Raw genomic sequence first — 23,936 nt, 5'->3', positions numbered from 1 at the left:
GCTTCATGCGACAACCCCTTGTTAGGGCGATTCGCAATTTCGCTTGTTGCGATTTGGCAATTGCCTGAAGAATTTTCGATTTTTGGCGCAAATCCGGCCGATTTTGTCAAATGCCGAATGATCTACGTTCACCTGGAATCTGGATAGCGCGTATCGGATGTCTAGAATTTAACGTCAAAACCAATCCTAATTGTGCGCGGACGGAGCGGGGTGATCTGTTCACCGAAGATCAAAGTGAACGGCGAGCCCAGCGCAAAGCGATTGCCGGACGCATTGAATAAATTGGATGCCTCCAGCCAGATTGAACGCGAGCCGAGGTCAAGACTTGCCGATAGCCCAGTATCGATATAGTCGCCCTGCTTCACGCCCAGTATCGGACCAATGCCAAGCCGGGACTCTCCGGTATAACGAGCCCAAGCGGCCAGCGAGATCGTTTCGTCGTCGGATAGTGGCGCAGAATAGCTGACACCCAGTCTGCCGGAAAAATCGGCAACATTGGGCAGGTTGTCGCTGTCAACAATCACCGTTCCTTCGGCAACATCGCCTACAAACTCACTTCCGGATTCATTGACCAAGATAGTCTCGGCTGGCTGATTAAGGCGGCTGTCGGCCCAAAGTGCGCTCGCCTCAATCAAAAGCCCACGCAGTGGCCGCCAGTTCATAGCCGCATCAACGGTCCATATACGCCCGCTGCCGATATTATCGGTGACTGGTAGACCATTGGTATCAATGAGATCAGCCTGAATATCATTCCACTGGGTATGAGCAACGGTAAAAGATGCATCAAAACCGGTCTCACCCCTACTGCTATAGCTAAGCCCACCTTCAATAGAAGCAACATCATCATGGCGAAACCGCTCAACCATGTCATCGCGGACCGCAATACCGCCGGCGCGAAAACCCTCTTGATATCGGATATGACCGGTCAGCCGTTCAGCCAACTGGTAATACACTCCAACTGAAGGCAGAAATGCAGTTTGGTTATGCTCTGCGTCATCTTCAGGCTCTGAACGCCTGACAAGAGTCGACGCGTCGAGAGTCTTGCCCTGCAACCATACATGGCTTATTCGCCCGCCGACATTCACCGTCAACTTTTTGGACAACGGCCAGGTAAGCTCACCGAAACCGGTCACCTCGCTCACCTCATTTTCTATACCCGCAATATTGGTGGTAAAAAAGCGGCTCTCGATTACACGCCGAATTCGATAGCGGTTATTGATCAGGCTGGTTCCCAAAAACCATCGTCCGCCGTTATCCAGCGACCGGGACAGGCGAGTTTCCGATGTCAGCAGCCGGATGTCACCGCGCTGGCGGAACAGGGCGAGCAATTCAGGATAAAAGGGTTCATTGGCAGGCAGGGACAGATCGAATGTCTCCGAGACTTTCTGGTCGACTAGATTGACCGCCGTCATCAACTCCATACTGTCCCATTGTTTTCGGACTTTCAGCTGGCCTAGCGCAAATCGATTGCGATAGGGTTGAGCAAACGGAGCTGCGCGGTCAAGGCTGTCACCAAGACGATCGGAATACTGACCATCGCGGCCGTCAATCTCCTGTCCGGCCGCCATCAGATCAATCGACCAACCAGCACCAGGATCCGCCCGCAGCATGAAGCGTCCGCCTATTGTGTCTACCCGATTGACATCGTCTAGATCACGTCGCCGGTCATCAATATAGCCGCCCTTTCGGCCGCCATAGACTGACGCGCGGATACCAACCGATCCAGAAACCAGCGGTAGGTTCACGGTCGCATTTGCATCAACCGACGGGTCGCCGTCTTGCGTTGCAGCGAGCGCGATGGAAGCTTTTCCTCCAAACTCATTTAGCCGGACCGCATTGGGAATCAGGCGGATAACACCACCCAACGTCCCTGCCCCAAAGCGCGTTCCTTGCGGTCCCTGATGGATCTCGATTGCGCTTAGATCGATCAACCGCAAATCCGGATCTGGAGCATTATAGTTTAACCTAGCATCGCCTAGATATTGTCCTGACACAGCCTGGTTGGGTCCGTTAAAGCTGGAATCGGCAATACCCCGGATGAAAAGCCGATTGCGCCCCGGACCCAGCTGCGTCGAGCTGATGCTCGGCAATGTGTCGATCAGCGCATCTGTTCCCCGTATCTCTGCTGCAGGGCCGATCTCGTCCAGTGTTAGTGTCCGCAAACTGCCACTCGGCTCCATTGCGAAATCGTTGCGGATGGGTCGTGCAGTGACCACAATGTCCGGATAAGTAATCGGTGCTTTTATTGGCCTTGACCTAGCCAAGCGGCGGGCGATCCGTGTTCGCTTGGGCGGCTTGATCATCGGGACGATACGCCAGTGGCGTTCATCAACACGCTGCGGTTTGGCGCGGCTACCGGCGAGAAGACGGATAAGCGCCTGATAAGACGTCATCCGGCCTTTAACGGGTGGTACCCGTTCCGCACCCAGTTGCGGATCGGAAAGGCCGATGCTGATACCGGCCTGTTCACCAAGCGCAAAAATCGCAGAGTCGAGACGACCTGCGGCTATATCCACCTCCACCTGATTTTCGGCATGAGCAGGAGCAACAATTGCGACACCCAGCACAGCGGCCGCTATGCTATTATGGTACCGCATCGTCCCCTGTCAAAATCCAACCCTTATCTTGTTTTTCCACACTCACGCCTAATAAAGCTGCAATAGGCTCCAAATTCTCTGGATCGCGATCCTTTAACTGGATCACGCCGCTAAACGGTTGCCCCGCAATCGCCTCCGTTACAGAAATACTAACCCCCAGATTGCGCTGAAGTGCATCGGTCACTTGTGCCAGCGTTGCTCCAGTAAAGCTGAGGCGCCCTGTTCGCCAAGTACCGATCTGCCCAATCGCAATGTTCGAAACCGTTACCCTGTTTATGGTCGTGTCCCGATGGAGACGCTTGCCGGCTGGCAGGCTAATATTTTCACGTGCAGGATTATAAATGACCAAGCCTTCGGACACCGCAACATCCAATGTTTCATCATCTTTGACCACATTAAACTCTGTTCCGGCATCGACGAGACGAGCATTTCCGGTATCGACAATGAACGGATCACCATCCTTATGTGTGACGGTAAACAGCGCCTCACCGCGATCAAGCACGGCATGGCGTGGTTTCTTGTTATCAAGGGTAATCCTTGAATCGCCGTTGATTGTTATCTGGCTGCCGTCAGGCAGAGAAACAACTTGCCGCTCGCCAGGACCAGTTACCACATCATAGGGTTGCGGCATTTGTGTCCAGATACCTGCACTGACCGCAACAACCAACGACGCTGCCAACGCGCCAAACATCATGCGGCGGCGGTTTGTCACGGATCCAGGCAAATCCAGTGTATCATTTGCTGGTAGCGGGACCTTGCTTCCATCATCCGGTACACGATTGATCGTTTTGGCCAGATCGACAAACCTATCCTCAGCACTCAATGCCTGCTCATAAACGATATTATGTTGCGGATCTTCCTCCAGCCAACGGGTAAAGGCTTCCCAGTCAGCAAAATCAGCATCCCGCGTGCGGATCACCCAGGCAATAGCCTGGTGCCGGATCATATCATTCACTTCAGTCATATAATCTGTCCTGATACACAGACGTCACCGCTCTTCTGATCCCGCAGACTATGGGGCATCTTCATTCTCCCGCCACTCCGCCAGTGCCCGATACGCTTTTTGCAAATCCTTCTCCACGCTACTCAAACTGATACACAGTTCAGCAGCAATTTGACGCTGCCCGACGCCGTCGACACGAAAGCGACGAAAAACCTTGAAAATGCGGGGACCTTCTTCGGCAATACGAGCCTCAATCTGGTTCAACTGCTGACGCGCGATCAGTGCCCGGTCGGGGAGCGGGAAATCCGAAGCTTCTCCAGTTCCTCTCTCAATATCGCTCCACTCGCTATCACGACGCCTTGAGCGTTGGCTGGAACGATGGCGATCATGCATGATATTATTGGCAGCGCGATACAGATAGGCCACCGGGCTGACGATGGTGCTGTCATCCAGATCGGCCAGACGCAGCCACAGATCCTGCAAAATATCTTCAGCATTATCAACGGCGCCGCGTGCTCGCAAAAACCGCAACAAGGCGTCACGTTGACTAAGGAAAACGGCTTGAAGTTCGTGTTGCTTCATAAGCTGACGAATCTCTGCATCTGGGGGGTGTGGGCCTTACTGAACGGATTAATATCATTCAGCAAGCCTGGAAAGGTGCGATTCTTGGATCGATAATACCGTTTTTTGCAATCGTGTCATGAAGTAATTTTACATATTGATACAGTGCGTTTCAGGACCTCTGAAAATAATCGAAGAAAATTTTGCGGGTTTTAGCAGTGGATGGCGTCTTAAATATCGGACCCATCCCGAACCCTGCGGGTCCTCTGTCCAGATCTTTCCCCGAAGATCGGACCGACCCGGGGGAAGGCTCAGATTGACCTTTCCCCCGGGCTACTAGGGGCAACAAGATCGACAGGAGGCTGTAAGTGAACCGCATAGCAATGCTGATGCTGCCATTGACGCTGGCTGGCTGCACCTCCAGTGACGTCAAAACTGGACATGTCGATGTATCGCAGATGATATTTGTGCCACCCGTCGATGTTTATGAGACGACCCATTGCATAGCATTGCAGCAGGTCCGTTCCACTCGGGTCATTGATCGCGTTGGTATCGCCTATGAAATGCCCGACCGTAAGATTTGGCTCAATCGTCCACAATGGGGAGCTTCCTTACTGCAGGATGATCTTGTCATGGTGAGCCAGACGACGAGTAACATGCTCTGTTCCGGCGATATTGTCCGTTTTGTTGATAGCTCACCGGCAGGAATTCGGGCTTCTGTCGCGCTGGGGCCGTTTATTAGCTATTCTACCGCTCCATAAACGCCTATCCTTGTCGGATGGTGATTTCGCTGCATAACAATGACATAGCATTGATTATTGATCCGCAACGCGGTGGCGGAATATTGCGATTTGACTGGCGCGATCAACCCATATTCCACCCCGCTCGAATGAATGAAAAAGGACCATTGGCCCTCGCAAATTTTGTAATGGTGCCATTTTCCAACCGGATTGCGAACGGACAGTTTTTGTTCAACGGCGAACCCGTGACCTTGGTACCAAACTATCCGGCCGCATCAGCCCAACATCCCATTCACGGACACGGCTGGACCGAGGAATGGCAGATCGTCAGCAAGACAGAGGACACGCTTCATCTTCGCTACGAGCATCCATGCGGTCGGTGGCCATGGCTCTATGTCTGTGATCAAATTATGACACTTGTACCAGACGGCTACATCCATCGCGTGTCGATTACCAACATCGGCGAAACGACTATGCCTGCGGGGCTTGGGTTTCATCCCTATTTTCCGCGATCTAAAGCGAAATTGCACACATCTTTTGACGGCTTCTGGCAAACCTCAAGAGATGGACTGCCAACCAGTTGGATCTCCAAAGTGGGGCCTTATAGCCTATCTGATGATGATCCGGTAGACACGGTTTTTACCGGCCGTAAATCTCCGTTGCTAATCGAGTGGCCACAGCATCAACTCATTATAGAGCCTGATTTTGACTTGCCCGAAACCCATATTTTTGCCCCCGCTGATGAGGATTATTTTTGTATTGAGCCCGTTAGTCATATCACGGATGCCATCAATCGTGGCGGCTTACGCAAGTTAGAAGCCGGCGAAACATGGTCCACTCAAGTTCAATTTTGCGTTACCGAAAAAGATCATCTGCGCTAAAACGCAGCTGCCGTTTGCGCCAGCTGCCTCACTTGCTCAAAATCCGTTACACCTTTTGGAACCACCCAGCTGCCACCCACGCAAAGTACAGCTTCCAAAGCCAGCCAGTCGGGTGCTGTCTGCGGATTTACTCCACCGGTGGGGCAGAATTTGCAGTCTTTAAAAGGCGCTGCAATAGCCTTGAGAGCTGCCAATCCACCAGATGCTTCGGCTGGGAAAAATTTAAAATGTCCCAATCCCATTTCAATGCCGCGCATGATGTCGCTGGCTGATGAAATACCGGGGAGCAACGGAATATCGCGAGTCAAAGCCGCATCGACCAATCCTTCGGTCAGTCCGGGAGACACGATAAATTCAGAACCGGCGTCGATCGCGGATCTTAGGTGATCGCCGTTTAGAACCGTGCCAGCACCGACTATCGCGCCTTCGACCTGTTTCATCTCTGCGATTGCTTCAAGTGCGCAGTCCGTGCGGAGCGTTACCTCCAATATCGGTAAACCACCACTTACCAGCGCTTCGGCTATCGGCCGCGCGCTGGCAACATCGTCAATGACCAATACCGGGATCACGGGCGCTGTGCGCATTATTTTTTCAATTGGTTTCAAACATTATGCTCCTGCAAAAAGGCTGCAGCCGCTCCGAAAAGACCGGGCTGGGGGTGGCGCAGTAATTTAACCGGAATATTTTGCATAACGGCCTCAAACCGCCCCTTGGCAACAAAGCGCTGACAGAAACCGGACTGGGGTAAAATATCAGCGATCCGTGCGCCCAGTCCGCCGCCGATCACCACAGCTTTGGCCCCTTGCGCCAGAGCCAGATCACCCGCCACCGCACCAAGGCTAAGGCAAAAGCGATCAAGCGCCGCAGCGGCGAGACTATCTTTTCCTTCTAACGCCATTTCCCACAACTCTCGATCATCAACCGGTACAGCCGCCCTGCCTTCAAGGTTCGACAGAACTTCATGGATGGCGACCAGACCAGGGCCTGAAACAATCCGTTCCACGGAAACCCGACGGTACTTTTGCCGCAGCTTCTGCAAAATCTGGTCTTCTATACTGTCGAGTGGCGCGAAATCGGTATGACCACCTTCGGTTTCGATTACGTGATAGCTATCCGAAGTCCGCAGCAACTGCACGGCGCCGAGGCCGGTACCGGGACCAAATATCGATATTGGTCCGATCGCCGGCAGTGGTTTGGCAGGACCGCAGCAATGCACAAGACTATCGCCATTGAGATGGGCCACAGCATGGGCCACGGCGCCAAAATCGTTGATCAAGGTAAAGCGGTCAAGACCCAGCTTGGTCGGGATAGCGTGAGGCCGAACAATCCAGGGGTTGTTAGTGAAACGCAAAAGCTCGCCGCCAACCGGACCGGCAACCGCAATCGCTCCGTCTTTCGGCAGTGCACGGCCAATCTGGTCTGCATAAAATTCCCATGCGGTTTGCAGACTGGCGTGATCGGCACTTTTCATTACCACCTGATCCGTCAGTGCCTCAACATGATGACCTTCCACCTGAGCAATGGCAAAACGGGCATGGGTACCGCCAATATCAGCTGTCACAATTTCCTGAGTCAAAACTACAATCCCGCCTGGTTGAGCATGGCTGACGCCCCTGCTTCTGCATTATCAGATAGGCTGCGCATGACGGAAAAAAGCTCCCGTCCGGTGCCAGCGCACTCCACCGGTGTGTCGGCCAGCGACCTTTGCTGCCAATCCGCTTCGTCGACCAAGACAGCCAACTCGCCCGTCTTGGCGCAAATGCGAACGATATCGCCATCCTGCAACTTTGCCAGAGGTCCGCCGTCTTTCGCCTCTGGCCAGCAGTGGATTGCGGCTGGGACCTTGCCGCTGGCACCCGACATACGTCCATCAGTCAGCAGTGCAACCTTGAAACCACGATCTTGCAATACGCCCATTGGCGGAGTGAGCTTGTGCAGCTCTGGCATGCCATTGGCGCGAGGACCCTGAAAACGCACAACGATGATAACATCCTGGTCCAGTTCGCCAGCATCAAAGGCAGTCTTCACATCGTTCTGATCGGCAAAAACCCGAACCGGCGCTTCGACAGTCTGTCGGCTAGGATCAACCGCACTGGTTTTGATCGCCGCTCGGCCGAGATTACCGGTAAGCAGCCGCATGCCGCCATCTGGAGAGAAAGGATCGGACACAGGTCGAAGGATGTCGGCGTTGCGACTTTCCAACGGCGCAGCATTCCAAGCCGGCCTGTCAGCATCAAGCACTACCTCTTTAGCATAATCATACATGTTCATGCCCGCGACGGTCATGATGTCGCCATGCAACAACCCAGCATCCAGAAGTTCGCGGATGACGAACGCCATGCCGCCAGCCGCATGGAAATGATTCACATCAGCGGAGCCGTTGGGATAGATACGCGTCACAAGAGGAACCACAGCCGACAAAGCATCAAAATCTTCCCAATCGATAATGATCCCGGCTGCTCGCGCAATCGCCGGCAAGTGAATCAGATGATTGGTCGAACCACCGGTAGTCAAAAGACCAACCGCAGCGTTCACGATCGCCTTTTCATCAATGCAGCGGCCCAATGGGCGATAGTCATTCCCCGCTTTGCTGATAGTTGGCAATTGCCGCACGGCAGCGCGGGTCAGTTCTTGACGTAGCTTGGTACCTGGATTGACAAAGGCTGCCCCGGGAATATGCAGGCCCATCATTTCCATCATCATCTGATTGGAGTTGGCGGTACCATAAAAGGTGCATGTACCAGCGCCGTGATAGCTTGCGGCTTCGGCTTCCAGCAGCTCATCCTTTGTCGCCTTGCCTTCTGCATAGAGCTGGCGCACGCGCTGTTTTTCCTTGTTGGCAAGGCCGGATGGCATTGGTCCGGCGGGAATCAATATTGTCGGCAAGTGGCCAAAGCGCAGTGCGCCGATTAGCAAGCCCGGAACGATTTTGTCACAGATGCCGAGCAGCAATGTACCTTCGAACATCCCGTGGCTTAGTCCGATCGCTGTTCCCATCGCAATATTGTCGCGGCTGAACAGGCTGAGTTCCATACCCAACTGGCCCTGAGTTACGCCGTCGCACATCGCCGGAACGCCGCCCGCAACCTGTGCAGTGGCACCGGCTTCGCGTGCAAAAATCTTGATTTGTTCGGGATAGCGACCATAGGGCTGATGCGCCGACAGCATATCATTATAGGCCGTGACGATACCTATATTCATCGCCGCACCCGAGCGTATGGCCGATTTATCATCGCCGCTGGCGGCAAAGCCGTGTGCGAGGTTGCCGCAGGACAGGTTGGGACGATGGACGCCCTTGTCACCTTCGCGATCAATCAGATCGAGATAAGCCGCGCGAGACGCCGCGCTGCGTTTGATGATGCGGCTGGTTACCGCTTCCAGGGTGGGGTGCAGGTTTATGTCTCGCTCCAAAAAATTATTATGGGGCAGGTAGCGGCTTTGATCAGCTTCGCAATCGGCAAATCATGTGCCCCCTCTATTGCCTGTTGCAATATAGTTTTCTTGTCGGCTCCACGCACGACAATAATGATTTCATTGGTATCAGTAAGCGCCGCCATATTGAGGCTGAGCCGCTCGAAAGGCGCTTCTGACGGCAAGGGTTCGGGTACCGTACGAACAACCATCGGGCTGTTTTCATCGCCCCGAACCGGTGCTTTCATATCCGGAAACAAGGAAGCAATATGCCCGTCCGCACCCATTCCAATCCAGACAAGATCGGCACGCGGCGGGATCATGCTATCGGTCAGTTCGATGAGTTGCGCTTCACTGTTTGCAAAGGCTTTGGAGAGCTTGCCAAAATTACTGGCTTCATGGTCTTTCGCTACGATACGATCGTCGGTGAGAATTAAGGAAAGCACTTCCCACGGTAGGTTCATGGTCGACAATATGTCAAATATCGCCACTGGCGTATTACCACCGGGAACAGCCAGCAGCCGGGCACCGTGTTGCTCCATCGCTTTCACCAGATGCGCAGCGACAGCGCCTGCATCGGCATCGTCCGCCCAAGTGACTTTCCCAGATACGACGGCGTCATTCATGCCAGCTTACTCCATCCCGCTCGGTCAGGGCAATTGCGGCGGAGGGCCCCCAGCTTCCGGCACCATAGCTTTTCGGTACTACTGCATGATCGCTCCATATCTTCCGTATGGCATCGACCCATGACCATTGCGCCTCGACCTCATCGCGACGGACGAACAGAGTCTGATCACCTTCGATCAGGTCGAGTAACAAGCGTTCATATGCGATCCGGCGACGGGCACTGGCAAAGGCCTGTGTAAGCGAGAGGTCGAGAGGTACCTCACGCAGGACAATACCATCGCGGTCGAGTCCCGGTTCTTTCGCCATCACCTGCAGACGGACATATTCTTCCGGCTGCAGTCGAATGACGAGCCGGTTGGCGATTGGTTTGCCCGAGCGCTCTCCAAAAATACTGTGTGGCACGTCCTTAAACTGGATAACAACTTCACTACGCCGTTCAGCCAGACGTTTGCCAGTGCGCAGGTAGAAGGGCACACCCTGCCAACGCCAATTGTCGACATGGGCCTTCAAAGCGACAAAGGTTTCGGTGTTCGATTGGTCACCCAAATCACTCTGATATCCATCAACAGCGGTGCCATTCACGGCGCCGGCGTCATATTGACCCGTGACAACTTCCGCCGGGTCCAACGCGCGAAGCGAGCGCAGCACTTTGACTTTCTCGTCGCGGATAGCAGTTGCATCATAACTGGCGGGCGGCTCCATCGCGGTAATCGCCAAGAGTTGCAACATGTGGTTCTGGACCATATCCCGCAAAGCGCCGGTATCATCGTAAAAGCCGTGCCGTCCCTCCAAGCCAACCACTTCCGACACGGTGATCTGAACATGATCAATACCACCCGCATTCCATAGCGGTTCGAACATCATGTTGGCGAAACGCAGTGCCAGAATATTCTGTACCGTTTCCTTGCCGAGATAGTGGTCTATCCGGAAGATCCGTTCTTCCGGGAAAGCGGCGGCTACCGCATCATTGATCTCGGTTGAAGATGCGAAATCATTGCCTAGTGGTTTCTCCAGTCCGATGCGGACATTATCCCCGGCGAGACCGGCGGATTGCAGACCTTTTATCGTCGGTTCGAAAAGGAAAGGTGCCGTTGAAAGGAAAATTGATAGACCCGATGCAATATCGCCAAGCTTCGCAGCAAGATCAGCAAAACCTTCCGTCTGCGACGCATCAAGGGGCTGATAGAAAAGCCGCTCCAGAAACCGTTCAATATCGGCAGTATTTTTGCGTTCTTCCGGGAGAAACTCGTGCAATGCCTCACCGATTATTTTTCGATATTCTTCGTCGCTAAGTCGGCTGCGCGCCGTGCCAATTATTCGCAAACCCTTGGCAATCAGGCCATCAGCGTGCAGCGCATAAAGAGAAGGGAGCAGCATACGCCGAGCCAGGTCACCCGTAGCCCCGAAAAGGAGCAATGTGTTGGAAGGGTGGGAATGCATCAATTTTCTATCATCCGTGTTGGAGCAACATTTCTCATACTAATGTAGCGCTCATAAAAGGGCCCTATGAAGCAAGACTGACGAGCCATTTCTTTTAATCCGCAACGGCATACTGTCAACGTTGTCTCGCTCGCATAAGCTGCAGTTTGATGACTGAATTCGTATACAGAGGCTGCGGCCCGAAACCAGACCGCAGCTTCCGCAATACAGAACGGATCAGCCTTCCATTTCCTCCAGTTCCTTGCCGCGGGTTTCCTTGACCATCTTGTAAACAAAGAAGACCGAGACTGCGGCACAAAGGGCGTAGAAGCCATATGCTCCCGCCAAGCCAATGCTGACCAGCATGATGGGAAACGCCATGGTGATACCGAAGTTGGACAGCCATTGCGCCAGACCACTCACGGCTAGGCCAGATCCGCGGATCTGGTTCGGAAACATTTCGCCGAGCATGACCCACATGACTGGCCCCCAGCTAAAGTTGAACAAGGCCGCATAGGCATTGGCACTGATAAGAGCAATCGTGCCAGCATTGTCAGACAACACCAGTTGGCCATCGACGATGGACCCACTGGAAAAGGCCGCCGCCATGATACCCAGCGTAACCGCCATTCCGGCAGAACCAATGATCAACAAGGGTTTGCGGCCGATCTTGTCAATCAAGGCAATAGCCGCAAGACAGGCAATAATCGACAATGATCCGCTCAGTATATTGATCAAGAGTGCGTCATTCTCACTGAATCCAACTGCCTGCCAAAGCACCGCTCCATAATAGAAGACGATATTGATCCCGACCAATTGCTGGAAAGTCGCGAGGCCGATACCTACCCACACGATAGTTCGTACCTTGCCGGTGGCTTTATCCATCAAATCAGAGAATTTTGGCGCATGATCATCAGCAAGCGTAGCCTTGATTTCTTTGACCTTCGATGCCGCGGCGTCACCGCCAAACAGGCGAGTAAGTACGCTTTCGGCTTGCGCATCGCGACCCTTCACCACCAGGAAACGTGGGCTTTCCGGAATAGCCAGAAGCGCCAGCAAAAAAATTGTTGCAGGAATAATTTCAATCCAGAACATCCAGCGCCAGGCCTCGTATCCCATCCAGAAGATATTGGTTGAGGCTCCAGCCGAAGCAGCGAGTAAGTAATTGGAAAGGAAAGCGGCCGTCAGACCGATGATAATCATGATCTGCTGAATACTAGACAAGCGACCACGCATCGAAGCCGGTGTGACTTCGCTAACATAGGCTGGTGCAGTTACACTGGCGGCACCAACGGCGAGGCCGCCAAGGATACGATAAATAACAAATTCGATCGATGATTCGGCAATGCCTGATCCAAACGCGCTAACGATGAAGAATAGGGCCGCTGCCAATAGGAGGTTCCGGCGCCCGAACATATCAGACAACTTACCAGCAGCAAAAGCACCCGCCGCACAACCGAGCAGCATCGATGCCACGTTGAATCCCGTACCGACGCTGTCAGAGTTAAACGCGGCTCTGAGACCATCGACCGTGCCGTTAATAACACCACTATCATAGCCAAACAGAAATCCGCCAATCGTCGCGATCGACACGATCAGCGCTATGAACCCCATATTGGTCTGTTCATTGTCATGCGTTTGCATGGATTAATCCTCCCCTTACTCGAAAATAGACAACGTTGACTTTTAATTTTACACGTCGCCGCGATCCTATTTGTTACGTCCTGAAATTATGCTGAAACTTTTGCTTTTGCGGGCCCGGCAGACTCACGCTTGACCAGATGATGGTCGAGAAATATCGGCTTGGGCCGGTCACCGGATTGGAATGTCTGATCCGTCAACAGCCCGACCGCTTCCGAGACCAGATCGGCAATCGGCTGGTTCACCGTTGTCAGCTGCGGACTTATCACCGCAGCAACTTGCGTATTGTCAAAACCAACCACTGACAGGTCATTGGGCACGTGAATGTTCCGGCGATAGGCAGCCGCTATGACGGCTGCGGCCATATCATCGTTGCTGGCGAAAACCGCGCTCGGCGGATCCGGTAAATCGAGCAGTTTTTCGGCGCACGCAAGACCGGACGCCCATGAAAACTCTCCTTGCTGGATGAGTTCTGAATCGATGGCAATATCGGCCGACACCATCGCCTTTGAATAGCCATCATAGCGCTTTGCCGAAACACTATGATTCGGATGCCCCTTGATAAAGCCGATGCGCGTATGACCGAGGGACAGAAGATGCTCTGTCATTTCCTGGGCCGCGATCTCATCATTGATGTTAATCGACGCCTGAGCTGCACTCGGATTGCGCGGCGCGATCAGAACATAGCGGATCTTTTTCGCATCAAGCATTTTTATGAGATCGGGATTGTCGCACAAAGGCGGCGTTACCACCACACCAACCGGTGATGTGTTGTTGATCATCGACTCAATCTCGGCCAGACCATCTTCACATTCTTCCATGATCAGATGCATGCCGGTTTTGTGGCAGCGCTGCAACGCGCCTAGGTGAACGCTCTCAATATAGCTGCGGCTAGGGTTTTGCACCAGAAGCGCAATGATTTGGGGGCCGCCGACGCGCAGACTACGCGCCGCCACGTTCAGCTTATAGTCCAGTCTTTCCGCAGCACTCATGACAAGTCGGCGGGTTTCTTCCCGAACATTGCTTTCGCCATTAAGTACCCGAGACACGGTTTTGAACGATACGCCGGCGTCCTTGGCCACGTCGATCATGGTCGCGCGTTGGTGCGGCCTCTCGCTCGTCCTGTTCTCCAAACCTCATCCCTTTCGGCGCAAGCCGTTGATCCTCTGGACCTTGCTTAGAATCAAATTGGCACAAGAACAAGGTTTTGACAAGGTTGTCATTACGGAAAACCTCACTTAAAAGGATGGTTGATTCATAAACATACGAATGCACGAGTCAGAAGTTACGGAGAGATAGCAAGATGACAAGCCGGAATGCGCCGGATATTGCCTTGGCCACTAAGCTGGTTAGCTACGAAATTGGTGACCAATTAGCCCCATGATTCCGCACCTGTATCTCGGCATTGATCTGGGTACGTCCGGAGTCAAATCGGTCATCGTTGATGACAGCGATACGGTAGTGGCAGAGGCAAATAGCTCTTTGGAGGTCCAGCGCCCTCACCCATTGCATAGCGAACAAGATCCAGAAGATTGGATGGACGCCGTTGATGCGGCGATCCAGCAACTACCTGACGACTTGCGCAGTCAGATATCAGCAATCGGGATCGCAGGTCAGATGCATGGTGCGGTTTTGATGGGTGCAGATAATGGCATATTGCGACCGGCGATTTTGTGGAATGACGGACGCAGCCATAAAGAATGCGACGCGTTGAAAATCGCGGTTCCGCAATTGGCAGATATCACTGGCAACACAGCAATGCCGGGCTTCACCGCCCCTAAAATATTATGGGTACACAAGCACGAGCCGGATATTTTCTCCAAAATTGCCAAGGTGTTGTTGCCGAAGGATTGGCTGCGCTACAAGCTTTCTGGCGCAATGGTTTCCGATATGTCGGATGCAGCTGGAACATTATGGCTCGATACCGGCAAACGGCAATGGTCAGAAAAGATGTTACAAGCAACAGGCCTGGATTTGTCGCATATGCCAGAGCTGGCCGAGGGTCCGGATGAAAGCGCTTTCCTGTCAGCGAAACTGGCTTCGCGTTGGGGCATGAAATCGGTCCCTATAGCGGCAGGCGGCGGCGACAATGCCGCTGGAGCGGTGGGATCCGGTGTTGCTGGAGCGGGTGAAACCATGTTGTCCATCGGCACATCGGGGGTGATTTTTCATGTTGACGATCAATATCGTCCCAATCCAACTGATGGCGTCCATACCTTTTGTCACGCCCTACCGGACCTGTGGCACCAGATGTCGGTCATGCTGAGTGCCGCCAGCGCCGTGGACTGGGTGGCAAGAACTGTCGGCTTTCGTGATACTCCGGCGCTATTTGCCGCCGCCGAATTGCGCGGGACCCCGACCAAGGGGGAAATTTTTCTGCCATATCTTTCTGGCGAACGCACACCTCATAATGATCCTCACGCGACCGGTGCCTTTTATGGCTTGACCCATGAAACCGATCCGACGGCGCTAGGGCAAGCTGCGCTTGAAGGTATCGCCTTTGCCTATGCGGATGGCGCGGACGCCATCGCGGCTTGCGGCAATGAGATCAAACAACTTAACGTTATCGGCGGCGGATCGCGCTCCCGGTATTGGGGTCGGATCCTAGCTTCAGCGATTGGTAAACCGCTAGTCTATCGCAAAGGCGCTGACAGGGGCGCTGCTTTTGGCGCGGCCCGGCTCGCTCGTATCATGATTGAAGGGATGGGCGCACCCGACATACTCGCGGCTCCGGATATTGTCGAAGCGATTGAACCTGATCCGCAGCTTGCCGATACACTTCACGAGAAACGCATTATTTTCAAAAACTTATATACGAATACCCGTCAGGGTAAGGAGCAGCTTACATGACCAAACATCTCGATTCCGCATCCCGCGAATATTTCAAATCCCTGCCCCAAGCCCGCTATGAAGGTCAGGACAGCACGAATGACTTCGCCTATCGCTATTATGACAAAAACCGGATGGTCATGGGTAAATCAATGGAGGAGCAGTTAAGGCTCTCTGTATGCTTCTGGCATACCTTCTGCTGGGATGGATCGGATGTTTTCGGCGCCGGCGGGTTTCACCGCCCATGGCATCAAATGGATGATCCGAAAGATGCGGCTGCTGCAAAGCGGGAAGCCGCCTTTGATCTTTTCAGTATTCTCGATCTGCCTTTTTACAGCTTTCATGATGTTGACGTGATGGCACCAGCAGAAACAGCGCAAGAGCATGTAACATACCTGAACGAGGCAGTGGAGCATCTTGAGGGACTGATGGCCAGTTCAGGGCAAAAACTGCTTTGGGGCACAGCCAATAATTTCTCTCATCCGCGCTACATGGCTGGGGCGTCAACCAATCCCAATCCCGACATTGCGGCTTTTGCAGCTTTGCAGGTACGCGAGGCGCTCAATGCAACGCACCGTTTGGGTGGGTCTAATTATGTATTATGGGGCGGCCGCGAAGGCTATGACACGATCCTCAACACCAAAATTGGTCAAGAGCTGGATCAGCTTGGTAGATTTTTAAGCCTGGTAGTCGAGCATAAGCACAAGATTGGCTTTACCGGCGATATTCTGATCGAGCCCAAACCGCATGAGCCGACCAAGCATCAATATGACAGCACGGTGCAAACCGTCCATGCCTTCCTGCAACGCTATGGTCTGGAACGCGAAGTCCGCGTCAATATTGAAGCTAACCACGCGACTCTCGCTGGACTTAGTTTCGAGCATGAGGTCGATATGGCATTTGCCCTTGATTTATTCGGATCGCTCGACCTGAATCGCGGCGACCCTCAAAACGGCTGGGATACTGATCAATTTCCCAATGACCTGCGAGAGGTCACGCTGGTGTTGAAATCCATTCTGTCAGCCGGAGGCCTGCGGAATGGCGGCCTGAATTTCGATGCCAAGGTTCGCAGGCAAAGTATTACGGCGGAGGATGTCGCCCAGGCTCATATTGGTGCAGTCGACCTCATGGCCCGCGCACTGCTCAATGCCGAAGCGATGATCCAGGATGGCCGCCTCGATCAGTTCAGAGAACAGCGCTATGCAGGATGGCAAGGCGGTATCGGCGCCAAGATGCTTGCCGGCGAAGTCAATTTAGATGCCGTCGCTGATTTTGCCCTTTCCAGCAACCATGCTCCGAACCCTGTTTCTGGCCGACAGGAATGGCTGGAGAATGTGGTGACCCAGTTGGTTCGATAATCTGAATCGAGGAGCGATTGGTTGCAACATCCGATATGACCGCACGACCCTATTGCGCGCAAAAGCCGTGTGTTGTTTCGAGAAGTTCAAATTTATTGAAATGGAAACCAATTTTTAAACCTGCTCAGTTTTTCTGCCCTGGACGATAGGTTTTTAAAGCTGCCTTCACGATGGCTTTTTCATAGAATCGGACCGGCTTGAACTTCTGCTGAGTGTACAGTCTAGCTTGATCAAAATAATGGGCAGACTCAGGATTTCTGTTCTGGCCATAGGCCATCACTGATCGCGCCTTCAGCTCGGGAGCAAATTCCACTACGCTTACATAGGAGTGTCCATGATTGCCGTAGCTCTTGCTCGATCCGTCTTCAGTTTTCGTATTAAACGTCATAATCGCGCCCATATAGAAAGGCGTGCCGGGCGATGGCAGGTCGTGTTGCGAAGGCGGTATGTTGATCTTACCCCTATGTTCCGCGCGTCTAATTCTATTAAAACGGCCATATGGAATTCGCCAGTCGCCGTAATATTTTTCCAGAAGTGCAGTTGTCCTTCTGAGCCGATTGATCATCGGATATGCGGAATCGTTATCACGCATGTGGAACATCGTGACATAGAGTGCAGCTCCAACTGAGTCGGCATCCGCTCGTCTATCCCATTCGTTGAGGATATGTAGCGCTTCTTTAATTTCCTTTTCCGTTTTTTCATTGTTTGAAGAAGATTGCACCCATTCCGCATTGAGTTTCGCAATATCGGCCGCCGCAGTGGGCAAATAAGTATCGAACGCAAATCGGGATAACTGTTCGAGAGATATTCTATCTTCTGCCGCGATCAGTTGTCTGGATCGCCTTGCAATCGCGGTGTCACGTTCAGATCGAAACATATATGCAGGATAATCTGTCTCTATCAGGTCGGTTCCATCCGTCGAAAAAAAGGGTGAGCTGTTTGAGTTTTGTAGATAGCCTGATGCAGGGTTTTCAATTTGTGGCAGGTCCGCGAGAGAGAAAAACCCTCGCCAGTCGGTTTCGGGGTTGCTGCCATCGACAGGCTTGGACCAGTCCAACTTAGCATTACGTTTGGGGATAGCTCCACCGTAGACGTAGTAAATATGCCCGTCCTGTCCTGCATACATAAGATTATTATAAGTGATGTTCATCGGCGCAATCGCACGTTTGAATTCTGCCAGATTGCGTGCCTTGCTCATATCGAAAAACTGTTTCAGCACGCCACCTTTCGACAGCTTGGCCACTCTTAGCGCGAGGCGCTTGCCACCCGGTCCATCGAACAGCGGGCCGTGTCGAGTTTTCTCAAAATTATATTTTCTTTGTTTGATCCCATCTGGTCCAGCAACAGCAATATTTTCAGTCCATCTTGTGGTTGTCAGTATCTCACCTCCATATTGGTACGAGCCGGATGCGCCATCGACGATTGTCTCTTCATAGACATCATTAATGTCGGGACTATTGGCGGTGATTGACCAACCTGCATCTCCATTGTGACCGGAAATTGGTAAAATCCCGATTCCATATGCCAGCTGACCGGAAACGTTCAGACCTTCGTCGCTGTGCAAAGACATTTCATAGGGAGCATCAAGTGGAATATGCGGGTTGATGAACAACATAGGGTGCCCAGAGGCACTCTTGGATGGCCCGATTGCCCACATGGTCGAGGAAAGATAACCGGAAAATGCAGAGAGAATATTTGGCTGTCCGATTTGCTTTTGGGTTTCGTCATCAATGCCGGAGACATGAAACAATCGATAGCCGACCAGAGCATGCCAAGGTTCAAAATGCATGATCAACTTGGGCTTGATATCGGGCCTAGTTCTCAAAAAATAATTCATACCCTCGGCAAAAGCTTCGCAAAGAGCTTTGATTTCTGCTGATGCGTTCAAATATTCCTGTCTGGAATGATCTTCAATTTCCAGCTTTCTCAAGAAAATGTCCCATGGCAGCCAGTCGGGCCCGCTCACAGACGCAGCGCGGCCCAAAAGTTTTATATAGGCTTGCTCCATATAGTGAAATTCATCCTCGGCTCGAGCATAGGTGGCGCCAAAAACAACGCTCGCATCCGTAGGACCGAAGATGTGTGGAACTCCAAACTCGTCCCGCATGATCGTTACATTCTCCGCAAGTGCTGGCACTTCTAAGCTAGGTTCTAAAACAGATTGGCTGATCGATTCCGTTTTTGAACTATGCAAGGCACAGCTCCCCAGTGCCGCTAAGAACGATAGTGTAACAGCCATCCGAAACGTCGTGTTCAGCATCAAAAAGCCTCTTTCTTTTGCAAGCTGTTTACTTGCTAGATCGAAAAAGAGCTGTTGGCGTCCGTCTGGATGTAGCCGGACGAAATAATCCATTTCTGGTCGGTTGGTTATAGGAACCGGTTCGGCTAAGAGAGACAATACTGCATCATGTAACTGGCAGCTATTTCAACTTATGGACTTATCTCTCAATCTGAACGTTTGGAACCTGGTCATCCTGATCGGGGCACTGCACGGATTGATGATCAGTTTGTTGCTTATACTATCTCGAAGAAACCAGAGAACTGGCAACTTCTTGTTGTCGCTCATGCTGCTATTCTACACCTTACCTGTGCTGCGAGTAGTGCTGCATGATATAGGCTTCATAAGGTCGCTGGGTTACTCATTTCTATCCGTGGAACTTTTATATGGCCTAGGGCCATCACTCTATCTTTACACAAAGTCGCTCACGAATTCCCGCTTCCATCTAGGCAAGCTAGATTTTCTTCATTTTCTGCCGGTCGTGCTCGAAATCGCCTATTACGCCAGCCCATTTTATCAACGGCACGTATTTTACTTTTTTGCCGAACCCATCAACAGCGATCATTTCATCTGGATGGTGGAACAAGCAGGAGGAATTATATCGATTTTTATATATCTGTTTCTGACGAATCGAATTCTCGTGACATACGCAAAATGGATCAAAGAAAACCATTCCGATATCCATGAAAGAACATTGAACTGGTTACAGAAACCCGTGCTTCTCTACACGATATTCTTCTTTCTATGGTTCATTCTAAGAGCGATAGACGTCGTCCGGTTCGGAGATAGCCTTGATATCCCATATTATTATCCTTTCCTTCTTTTTCTGTCGCTTGGCACATATTGGATTGGTACCCAAGGCTATCTGCAAACGCAGTCTATAACTGCCGGTTTTGATCAAAACCGGCCGAAGGAAACGGGACACAAAAACGATCCGGTGCTACTGGGTACGCTATTTAAAGATCTTGAAAGCGTGATGTCTCGAAATAAACCCTATCTCGAAAGCGATTTGAGCCTGACGGTTCTCGCAAACCACTTACGAATAAACCAAAGATTGTTGTCCGAAGTGATCAACTCTCAGGCAGAAGTAAGTTTCTATGAATATATCAATGGGTATCGCATAGAAGAATTCAAAAGACGCATAGTTGCTGATGGCTACGAGCTGCCCTTGATAAATCTCGCTTATGATTGCGGCTTTGGATCAAAGGCAACATTCAATCACGCCTTCAAGAAAAACACTGGTGTGACTCCCTCTCAATATCGAAAGAATCTAAAAGACTAGATTGACCGATGACGTACAAAAGAAAGACTATTGGTAGATTCTCAGCGTCGGCATTCGGGACTTTACCGGCTTTGGATTTCAAGGTTCCTAGTGCGAGCAATCGCTATAGTGGCCGCGGTCCCACTATTTCTTAACGTACCATAATGCATTCACTATCAACCATTTTCCGTCAAAATTTCCCATATGAAAATAGTCGACAAACCACGGTGTTTCTAGCCGAACCGAGGCGGCATTACCGGTCACATCTAGAATTCTACAACTGCGGTCCCACTTGTATTTCGGCGTTTTGAGAGCACCGCGCTTGGTGAGACCAACCAACTCCTCTTTGGTCATCCGCCGCAGCCCGAAACTTTCATAGGGCTGCTTTCCAACGATCGCACGTTTGGCAAGATCGGGATGCAGCGCGCGGGCGACACGATCAGGGTCACCCTCGAGTTGACCATCAACATAATCATGACACGTCGCATCAATCGCAGCAAGCGTCGCTGCATCCGTTGAAGCTGGCTGACTTACCGCAGCTGCTGTGATGATAATGGGGATGAATGCCATGAACTGAATCTCAATATGGTAAGCTGCATCAATGACCTGATAGACAAACCCTATAAGGATTCGTCGCATCAGTTTCTAGAGGGGTGATGCGCGCAGATAGAAAACGATGATCTAAACTCATGTCCGCTTTCGACTTGATGCAGACATTCTTTCGATTCCGTAGGTATTCGTTTGAATGTGTCGAGCTTCACCCCTGCCTGCAGTTGATCAACTCCTGGCAGTCAAAGAGAGCAACTTGCGTCTCCACTGTTCTCGACAATCATGATTTTGGAAAGGGAAACCGAAAATGCTGCTTCACTGCGCAACGTAAATGGCGATGTGATGCGGGTCATGTCGGCACCCGCCTCGCTCATGCAGCTCAACTTGATTTTGCCGATCTTCCAACCCTGCCCAGCGGCTGCCTTCATGCTGCCTGTCACATCAATTAGGCCGTCGCAGGGTTCATCCGCCTTGCATGCGCCGCCCAGCATCACTGAACCTGCTGGTGCGCTTTCCACGCGATAGTCAAATTGCACCGCCATATCGCCGTTAGCCTGCCGCGAGATATCGACCGGATTGGTAGAGATCAAAAAGTCGGCAGGGCCAGACCAGGTCAATTGCCGCACATCTTCCTGCGCTGCCCGATCCGTTGCAATAATATCCAACGTTTCCGCCAGCGACTTGCCGCGACTGTCGCCCAGCGCGCGATAGCCCCGTGCATCTGTCACGCCCATTACCCAGGGTGATTGCGCAACACCGGCCATCATCATTGATGTAATGTCGGATTTGGTCGCGCCGGCCAGTTCTTCACTCTCGCTCAACATGCCGACATTTCTCGGCTGTGCGTAGCTCAGGCCATAGCCATAGGCGAAGAGCGGTGCATAGTTATCATCGCCCTTGTTGATGCCGGTCTGATAAGACGATCCAGGCCAGGAGAAGCTGAGCCGTCCTTTGAAATCATGGGCTGCCTTACGATCAGAACCGGCGACCAAAACATCGGCCACGCCTTGTCCTGCCGAACCAGGAAGCCAGGCAGCGACAAAGGCATCAGCAGCGTTCAATTCGGGATTCACCCACATCGGCCGACCGGACAAAAAGACCGCCACGGTTGGAATACCCGCCGCCTTGTAGTTTTTGAGCTGTTCCAGCGGCTCGGTCGGTTCGAAATCAACATGCGGACGATCTCCCTGGAATTCGGCATAGGGATCCTCGCCAAAGACTACGATCACTACATCTGGCCGCGACGGGTAGGTTCCGTCTTTGCTCAATGAGGCTTGACCACCTGAGGCTTCAATCGCTTGCTTCAGTCCGCCATAGATAGAGTGACCCTTGGGAAAATGGCTATTCTCGTTTCCGGTCCCTTGCCAGCTCAATGTCCAGCCGCCTGATTGCTTGCCGATATCATCTGCGCCATCGCCAGTGACCAACACTTTCGCGCCCGCCTTAATTGGTAAGACGCTTCCCTCATTTTTAAGCAGTACCAGAGATTCGCGAACGGCCTGCCGGGCGATCTCCATGCTGGAATCAGAACCTAGCTGTTCCCATTTTCCAGCCAACGCCCGGGTTGAAGGGCGGCCCGCTTCAAACAGACCGGAGCGAAGCTTGACTCGCAAAATCCGGGCAACGGCTTCGTCCAGACGTGATTGACTGATTTCACCGGACTTCGTTTGGGCTAACGTGTTTTTGTATAGCTCTTTCCACGTATCCGGCGCCATGAACATGTCCAGCCCCGCATTGAAAGATGCTGCACAGCTGGTCGGCTTACAGCCCGCAACTTGACCATGGCCGTTCCAGTCACCAACGACAAATCCGTCAAAGCCCATCCTTCCGCGCAGAACATCGGTCAACATGGGTTTGAAGCCGTGCATCTTCTCGCCATGCCAACTGTTATAAGACGCCATGACGACCTGCACCCCCGCCTCGATGGCTGGGACATAACCGGATGCCTGCAGATCGCGCAGATCCGCTTCGCTCATCAGGTTATCGCCTTGGTCCTTACCGGCCACTGTCCCACCATCGCCGACAAAATGCTTTACCGTAGCCACCAGATTGGCTCCGGTCAGGAAGTCATTGTCACCGGGCCGCCCCTGAATGCCTGCTACAAGTCGTGGAGCAAAGGATGCGACAATTTCCGGATCTTCCGAATAGCTTTCATAGGTCCTGCCCCAACGATCATCGCGGACCACCGCGATAGTCGGCGCGAAGGTCCAGTCCTGTCCGGTGATACGAATTTCCTCAGCGGTCACCCGGCCGATTTCCTCCATCAGGTCCGGGTTATTAGCCGCACCCAGTCCGATATTGTGCGGGAAGATCGTAGCACCGATTATATTATTATGCCCGTGGACCGCATCCGTCCCCCAAAGCACCGGAATGCCAAGGCCGCCATCGCTTGTATCGATCGATGTATCCCAAAATTCGTCGGCCAGTGCCAGCCAAGCCTGCGGCGTCGTCCGATTGTCACCGCCCGGTGCGCTATTGCCGCCGTTCAATACCGAACCAAGGTTATATTTCTTGACGTCCGCCGGGGTAACTGAACCGATGTCGGCTTGAATGACCTGCCCCACCTTTTCTTCCAGCGTCATTTTTGACAGCAGATCAGCAATACGTGCCTCTATGGCCGGGTTGACTGCGATCGGGGACTCGCTTTTCGGCCAGTTCTCGGGGTTTATCGTTGGTTGGTTTGCCACCTCTAGCACAGGCTCTACCTGGGCGATGCTTTCGGCATTGGCGGCACAGCCCCCGAGCAGGAGTGACGAAATGGACAGAACCGAACTTGCAAATATCATCGGACTGGTGCTCCGATCCTTTGGTCCAGTGGATAGAGTATCAGCCATAAATGCT

Annotated in this window: 18 protein-coding genes; 5 read left to right on the top strand and 13 right to left on the bottom strand. The window is 52.5% G+C overall.

Annotation, left to right across the window (positions count from 1 at the left end; genetic code table 11):
* Positions 1-161: 161 nt before the first annotated feature.
* Genes DG177_RS14175 through DG177_RS14165 form a run of 3 tightly spaced genes read right to left on the bottom strand, consistent with a single transcriptional unit; the run spans position 162 to position 4,122 of the window.
* Entirely contained in the window at positions 162-2,597 is a 2,436-nt protein-coding gene (locus DG177_RS14175; RefSeq protein WP_108812076.1) for a TonB-dependent receptor domain-containing protein, read from the bottom strand.
* Positions 2,584-3,561, bottom strand: a complete 978-nt coding sequence (locus tag DG177_RS14170) for a FecR domain-containing protein (protein WP_108812075.1) — start codon at positions 3,559-3,561, stop codon at positions 2,584-2,586. Before DG177_RS14170 ends, DG177_RS14175 begins: the two co-directional genes overlap by 14 nt.
* A 48-nt stretch (positions 3,562-3,609) precedes the next feature.
* The gene (locus DG177_RS14165; protein WP_108812074.1) at positions 3,610-4,122 is read right to left on the bottom strand and encodes a sigma-70 family RNA polymerase sigma factor; all 513 of its coding nucleotides are present in this window, start codon (positions 4,120-4,122) and stop codon (positions 3,610-3,612) included.
* A gap of 347 nt (positions 4,123-4,469) precedes the next feature.
* On the opposite strand from DG177_RS14165, the gene DG177_RS14160 reads away from it, so the two are divergent.
* Together DG177_RS14160 and DG177_RS14155 are read left to right on the top strand one after the other, a co-directional pair.
* Positions 4,470-4,862 (top strand): hypothetical protein, encoded by a 393-nt coding sequence (locus DG177_RS14160; protein ID WP_337658859.1) that lies wholly within the window; start codon positions 4,470-4,472, stop codon positions 4,860-4,862.
* Positions 4,863-4,879: 17 nt separating this feature from the next.
* A complete protein-coding gene (locus DG177_RS14155) occupies positions 4,880-5,722 on the top strand; it encodes an aldose epimerase family protein (RefSeq protein ID WP_108812072.1) in 843 nt (280 codons plus the stop codon).
* Here the strand turns inward: DG177_RS14155 and eda are convergent.
* From eda to DG177_RS14120, 7 genes are all read right to left on the bottom strand, one after another.
* The gene (eda, locus tag DG177_RS14150) at positions 5,719-6,306 is read right to left on the bottom strand and encodes a bifunctional 4-hydroxy-2-oxoglutarate aldolase/2-dehydro-3-deoxy-phosphogluconate aldolase (RefSeq protein WP_108812989.1); all 588 of its coding nucleotides are present in this window, start codon (positions 6,304-6,306) and stop codon (positions 5,719-5,721) included. The two genes, DG177_RS14155 and eda, sit on opposite strands and share 4 nt — an antisense overlap.
* Before the next feature lie 17 nt (positions 6,307-6,323).
* Entirely contained in the window at positions 6,324-7,298 is a 975-nt protein-coding gene (gene glk / locus DG177_RS14145) for a glucokinase (protein ID WP_108812071.1), read from the bottom strand.
* A 2-nt stretch (positions 7,299-7,300) separates the two neighbouring features.
* On the bottom strand, positions 7,301-9,121 hold the full coding sequence (gene edd, locus DG177_RS14140; protein ID WP_108812988.1) for a phosphogluconate dehydratase: 1,821 nt from the start codon (positions 9,119-9,121) through the stop codon (positions 7,301-7,303).
* Positions 9,118-9,759: a 6-phosphogluconolactonase gene (locus tag DG177_RS14135; protein ID WP_108812070.1), complete on the bottom strand. Its 642-nt coding sequence runs from the start codon at positions 9,757-9,759 to the stop codon at positions 9,118-9,120. The genes edd and DG177_RS14135 overlap by 4 nt, the downstream gene beginning before the upstream one ends.
* The gene (zwf, locus tag DG177_RS14130; RefSeq protein ID WP_108812069.1) at positions 9,752-11,200 is read right to left on the bottom strand and encodes a glucose-6-phosphate dehydrogenase; all 1,449 of its coding nucleotides are present in this window, start codon (positions 11,198-11,200) and stop codon (positions 9,752-9,754) included. The genes DG177_RS14135 and zwf overlap by 8 nt, the downstream gene beginning before the upstream one ends.
* A gap of 216 nt (positions 11,201-11,416) precedes the next feature.
* Positions 11,417-12,823 carry a sugar porter family MFS transporter gene (locus DG177_RS14125; protein ID WP_108812068.1) on the bottom strand — a complete coding sequence of 469 codons (1,407 nt, stop codon included), beginning with the start codon at positions 12,821-12,823 and terminating at the stop codon, positions 11,417-11,419.
* 86 nt (positions 12,824-12,909) lie between these two features.
* Positions 12,910-13,953 carry a LacI family DNA-binding transcriptional regulator gene (locus DG177_RS14120; RefSeq protein WP_337658858.1) on the bottom strand — a complete coding sequence of 348 codons (1,044 nt, stop codon included), beginning with the start codon at positions 13,951-13,953 and terminating at the stop codon, positions 12,910-12,912.
* 247 nt (positions 13,954-14,200) lie between these two features.
* Between DG177_RS14120 and xylB the strand changes: the two genes are divergently transcribed.
* Together xylB and xylA are read left to right on the top strand one after the other, a co-directional pair.
* The gene (gene xylB, locus DG177_RS14115) at positions 14,201-15,670 is read left to right on the top strand and encodes a xylulokinase (protein ID WP_337658857.1); all 1,470 of its coding nucleotides are present in this window, start codon (positions 14,201-14,203) and stop codon (positions 15,668-15,670) included.
* Entirely contained in the window at positions 15,667-17,007 is a 1,341-nt protein-coding gene (xylA, locus tag DG177_RS14110; RefSeq protein ID WP_108812066.1) for a xylose isomerase, read from the top strand. The genes xylB and xylA overlap by 4 nt, the downstream gene beginning before the upstream one ends.
* 124 nt (positions 17,008-17,131) lie before the next feature.
* Here xylA and DG177_RS14105 read toward each other — a convergent pair whose 3' ends face one another.
* Entirely contained in the window at positions 17,132-19,360 is a 2,229-nt protein-coding gene (locus DG177_RS14105; RefSeq protein ID WP_108812065.1) for a penicillin acylase family protein, read from the bottom strand.
* 79 nt (positions 19,361-19,439) lie between these two features.
* Here DG177_RS14105 and DG177_RS14100 point away from each other — a divergent pair, with 79 nt between their 5' ends.
* Positions 19,440-20,567 (top strand): helix-turn-helix domain-containing protein, encoded by a 1,128-nt coding sequence (locus tag DG177_RS14100; protein ID WP_108812064.1) that lies wholly within the window; start codon positions 19,440-19,442, stop codon positions 20,565-20,567.
* 123 nt (positions 20,568-20,690) lie between these two features.
* On the opposite strand, the gene DG177_RS14095 is transcribed toward DG177_RS14100, so the two are convergent.
* Positions 20,691-21,116, bottom strand: a complete 426-nt coding sequence (locus DG177_RS14095; RefSeq protein WP_108812986.1) for a nuclear transport factor 2 family protein — start codon at positions 21,114-21,116, stop codon at positions 20,691-20,693.
* Between the two features lie 221 nt (positions 21,117-21,337).
* Positions 21,338-23,929, bottom strand: coding sequence for a glycoside hydrolase family 3 protein (locus tag DG177_RS14090; protein WP_337658856.1), 2,592 nt, complete (start codon positions 23,927-23,929; stop codon positions 21,338-21,340).
* Positions 23,930-23,936 lie beyond the last annotated feature (7 nt).

Origin of the sequence: Sphingorhabdus sp. Alg231-15 (genome assembly GCF_900149705.1) — a bacterium.
Lineage (GTDB): Bacteria > Pseudomonadota > Alphaproteobacteria > Sphingomonadales > Sphingomonadaceae > Parasphingorhabdus.
The sequence above is the reverse complement of the archived record's forward strand: the minus strand, read 5'-3'. Positions and strand labels throughout refer to the sequence as shown.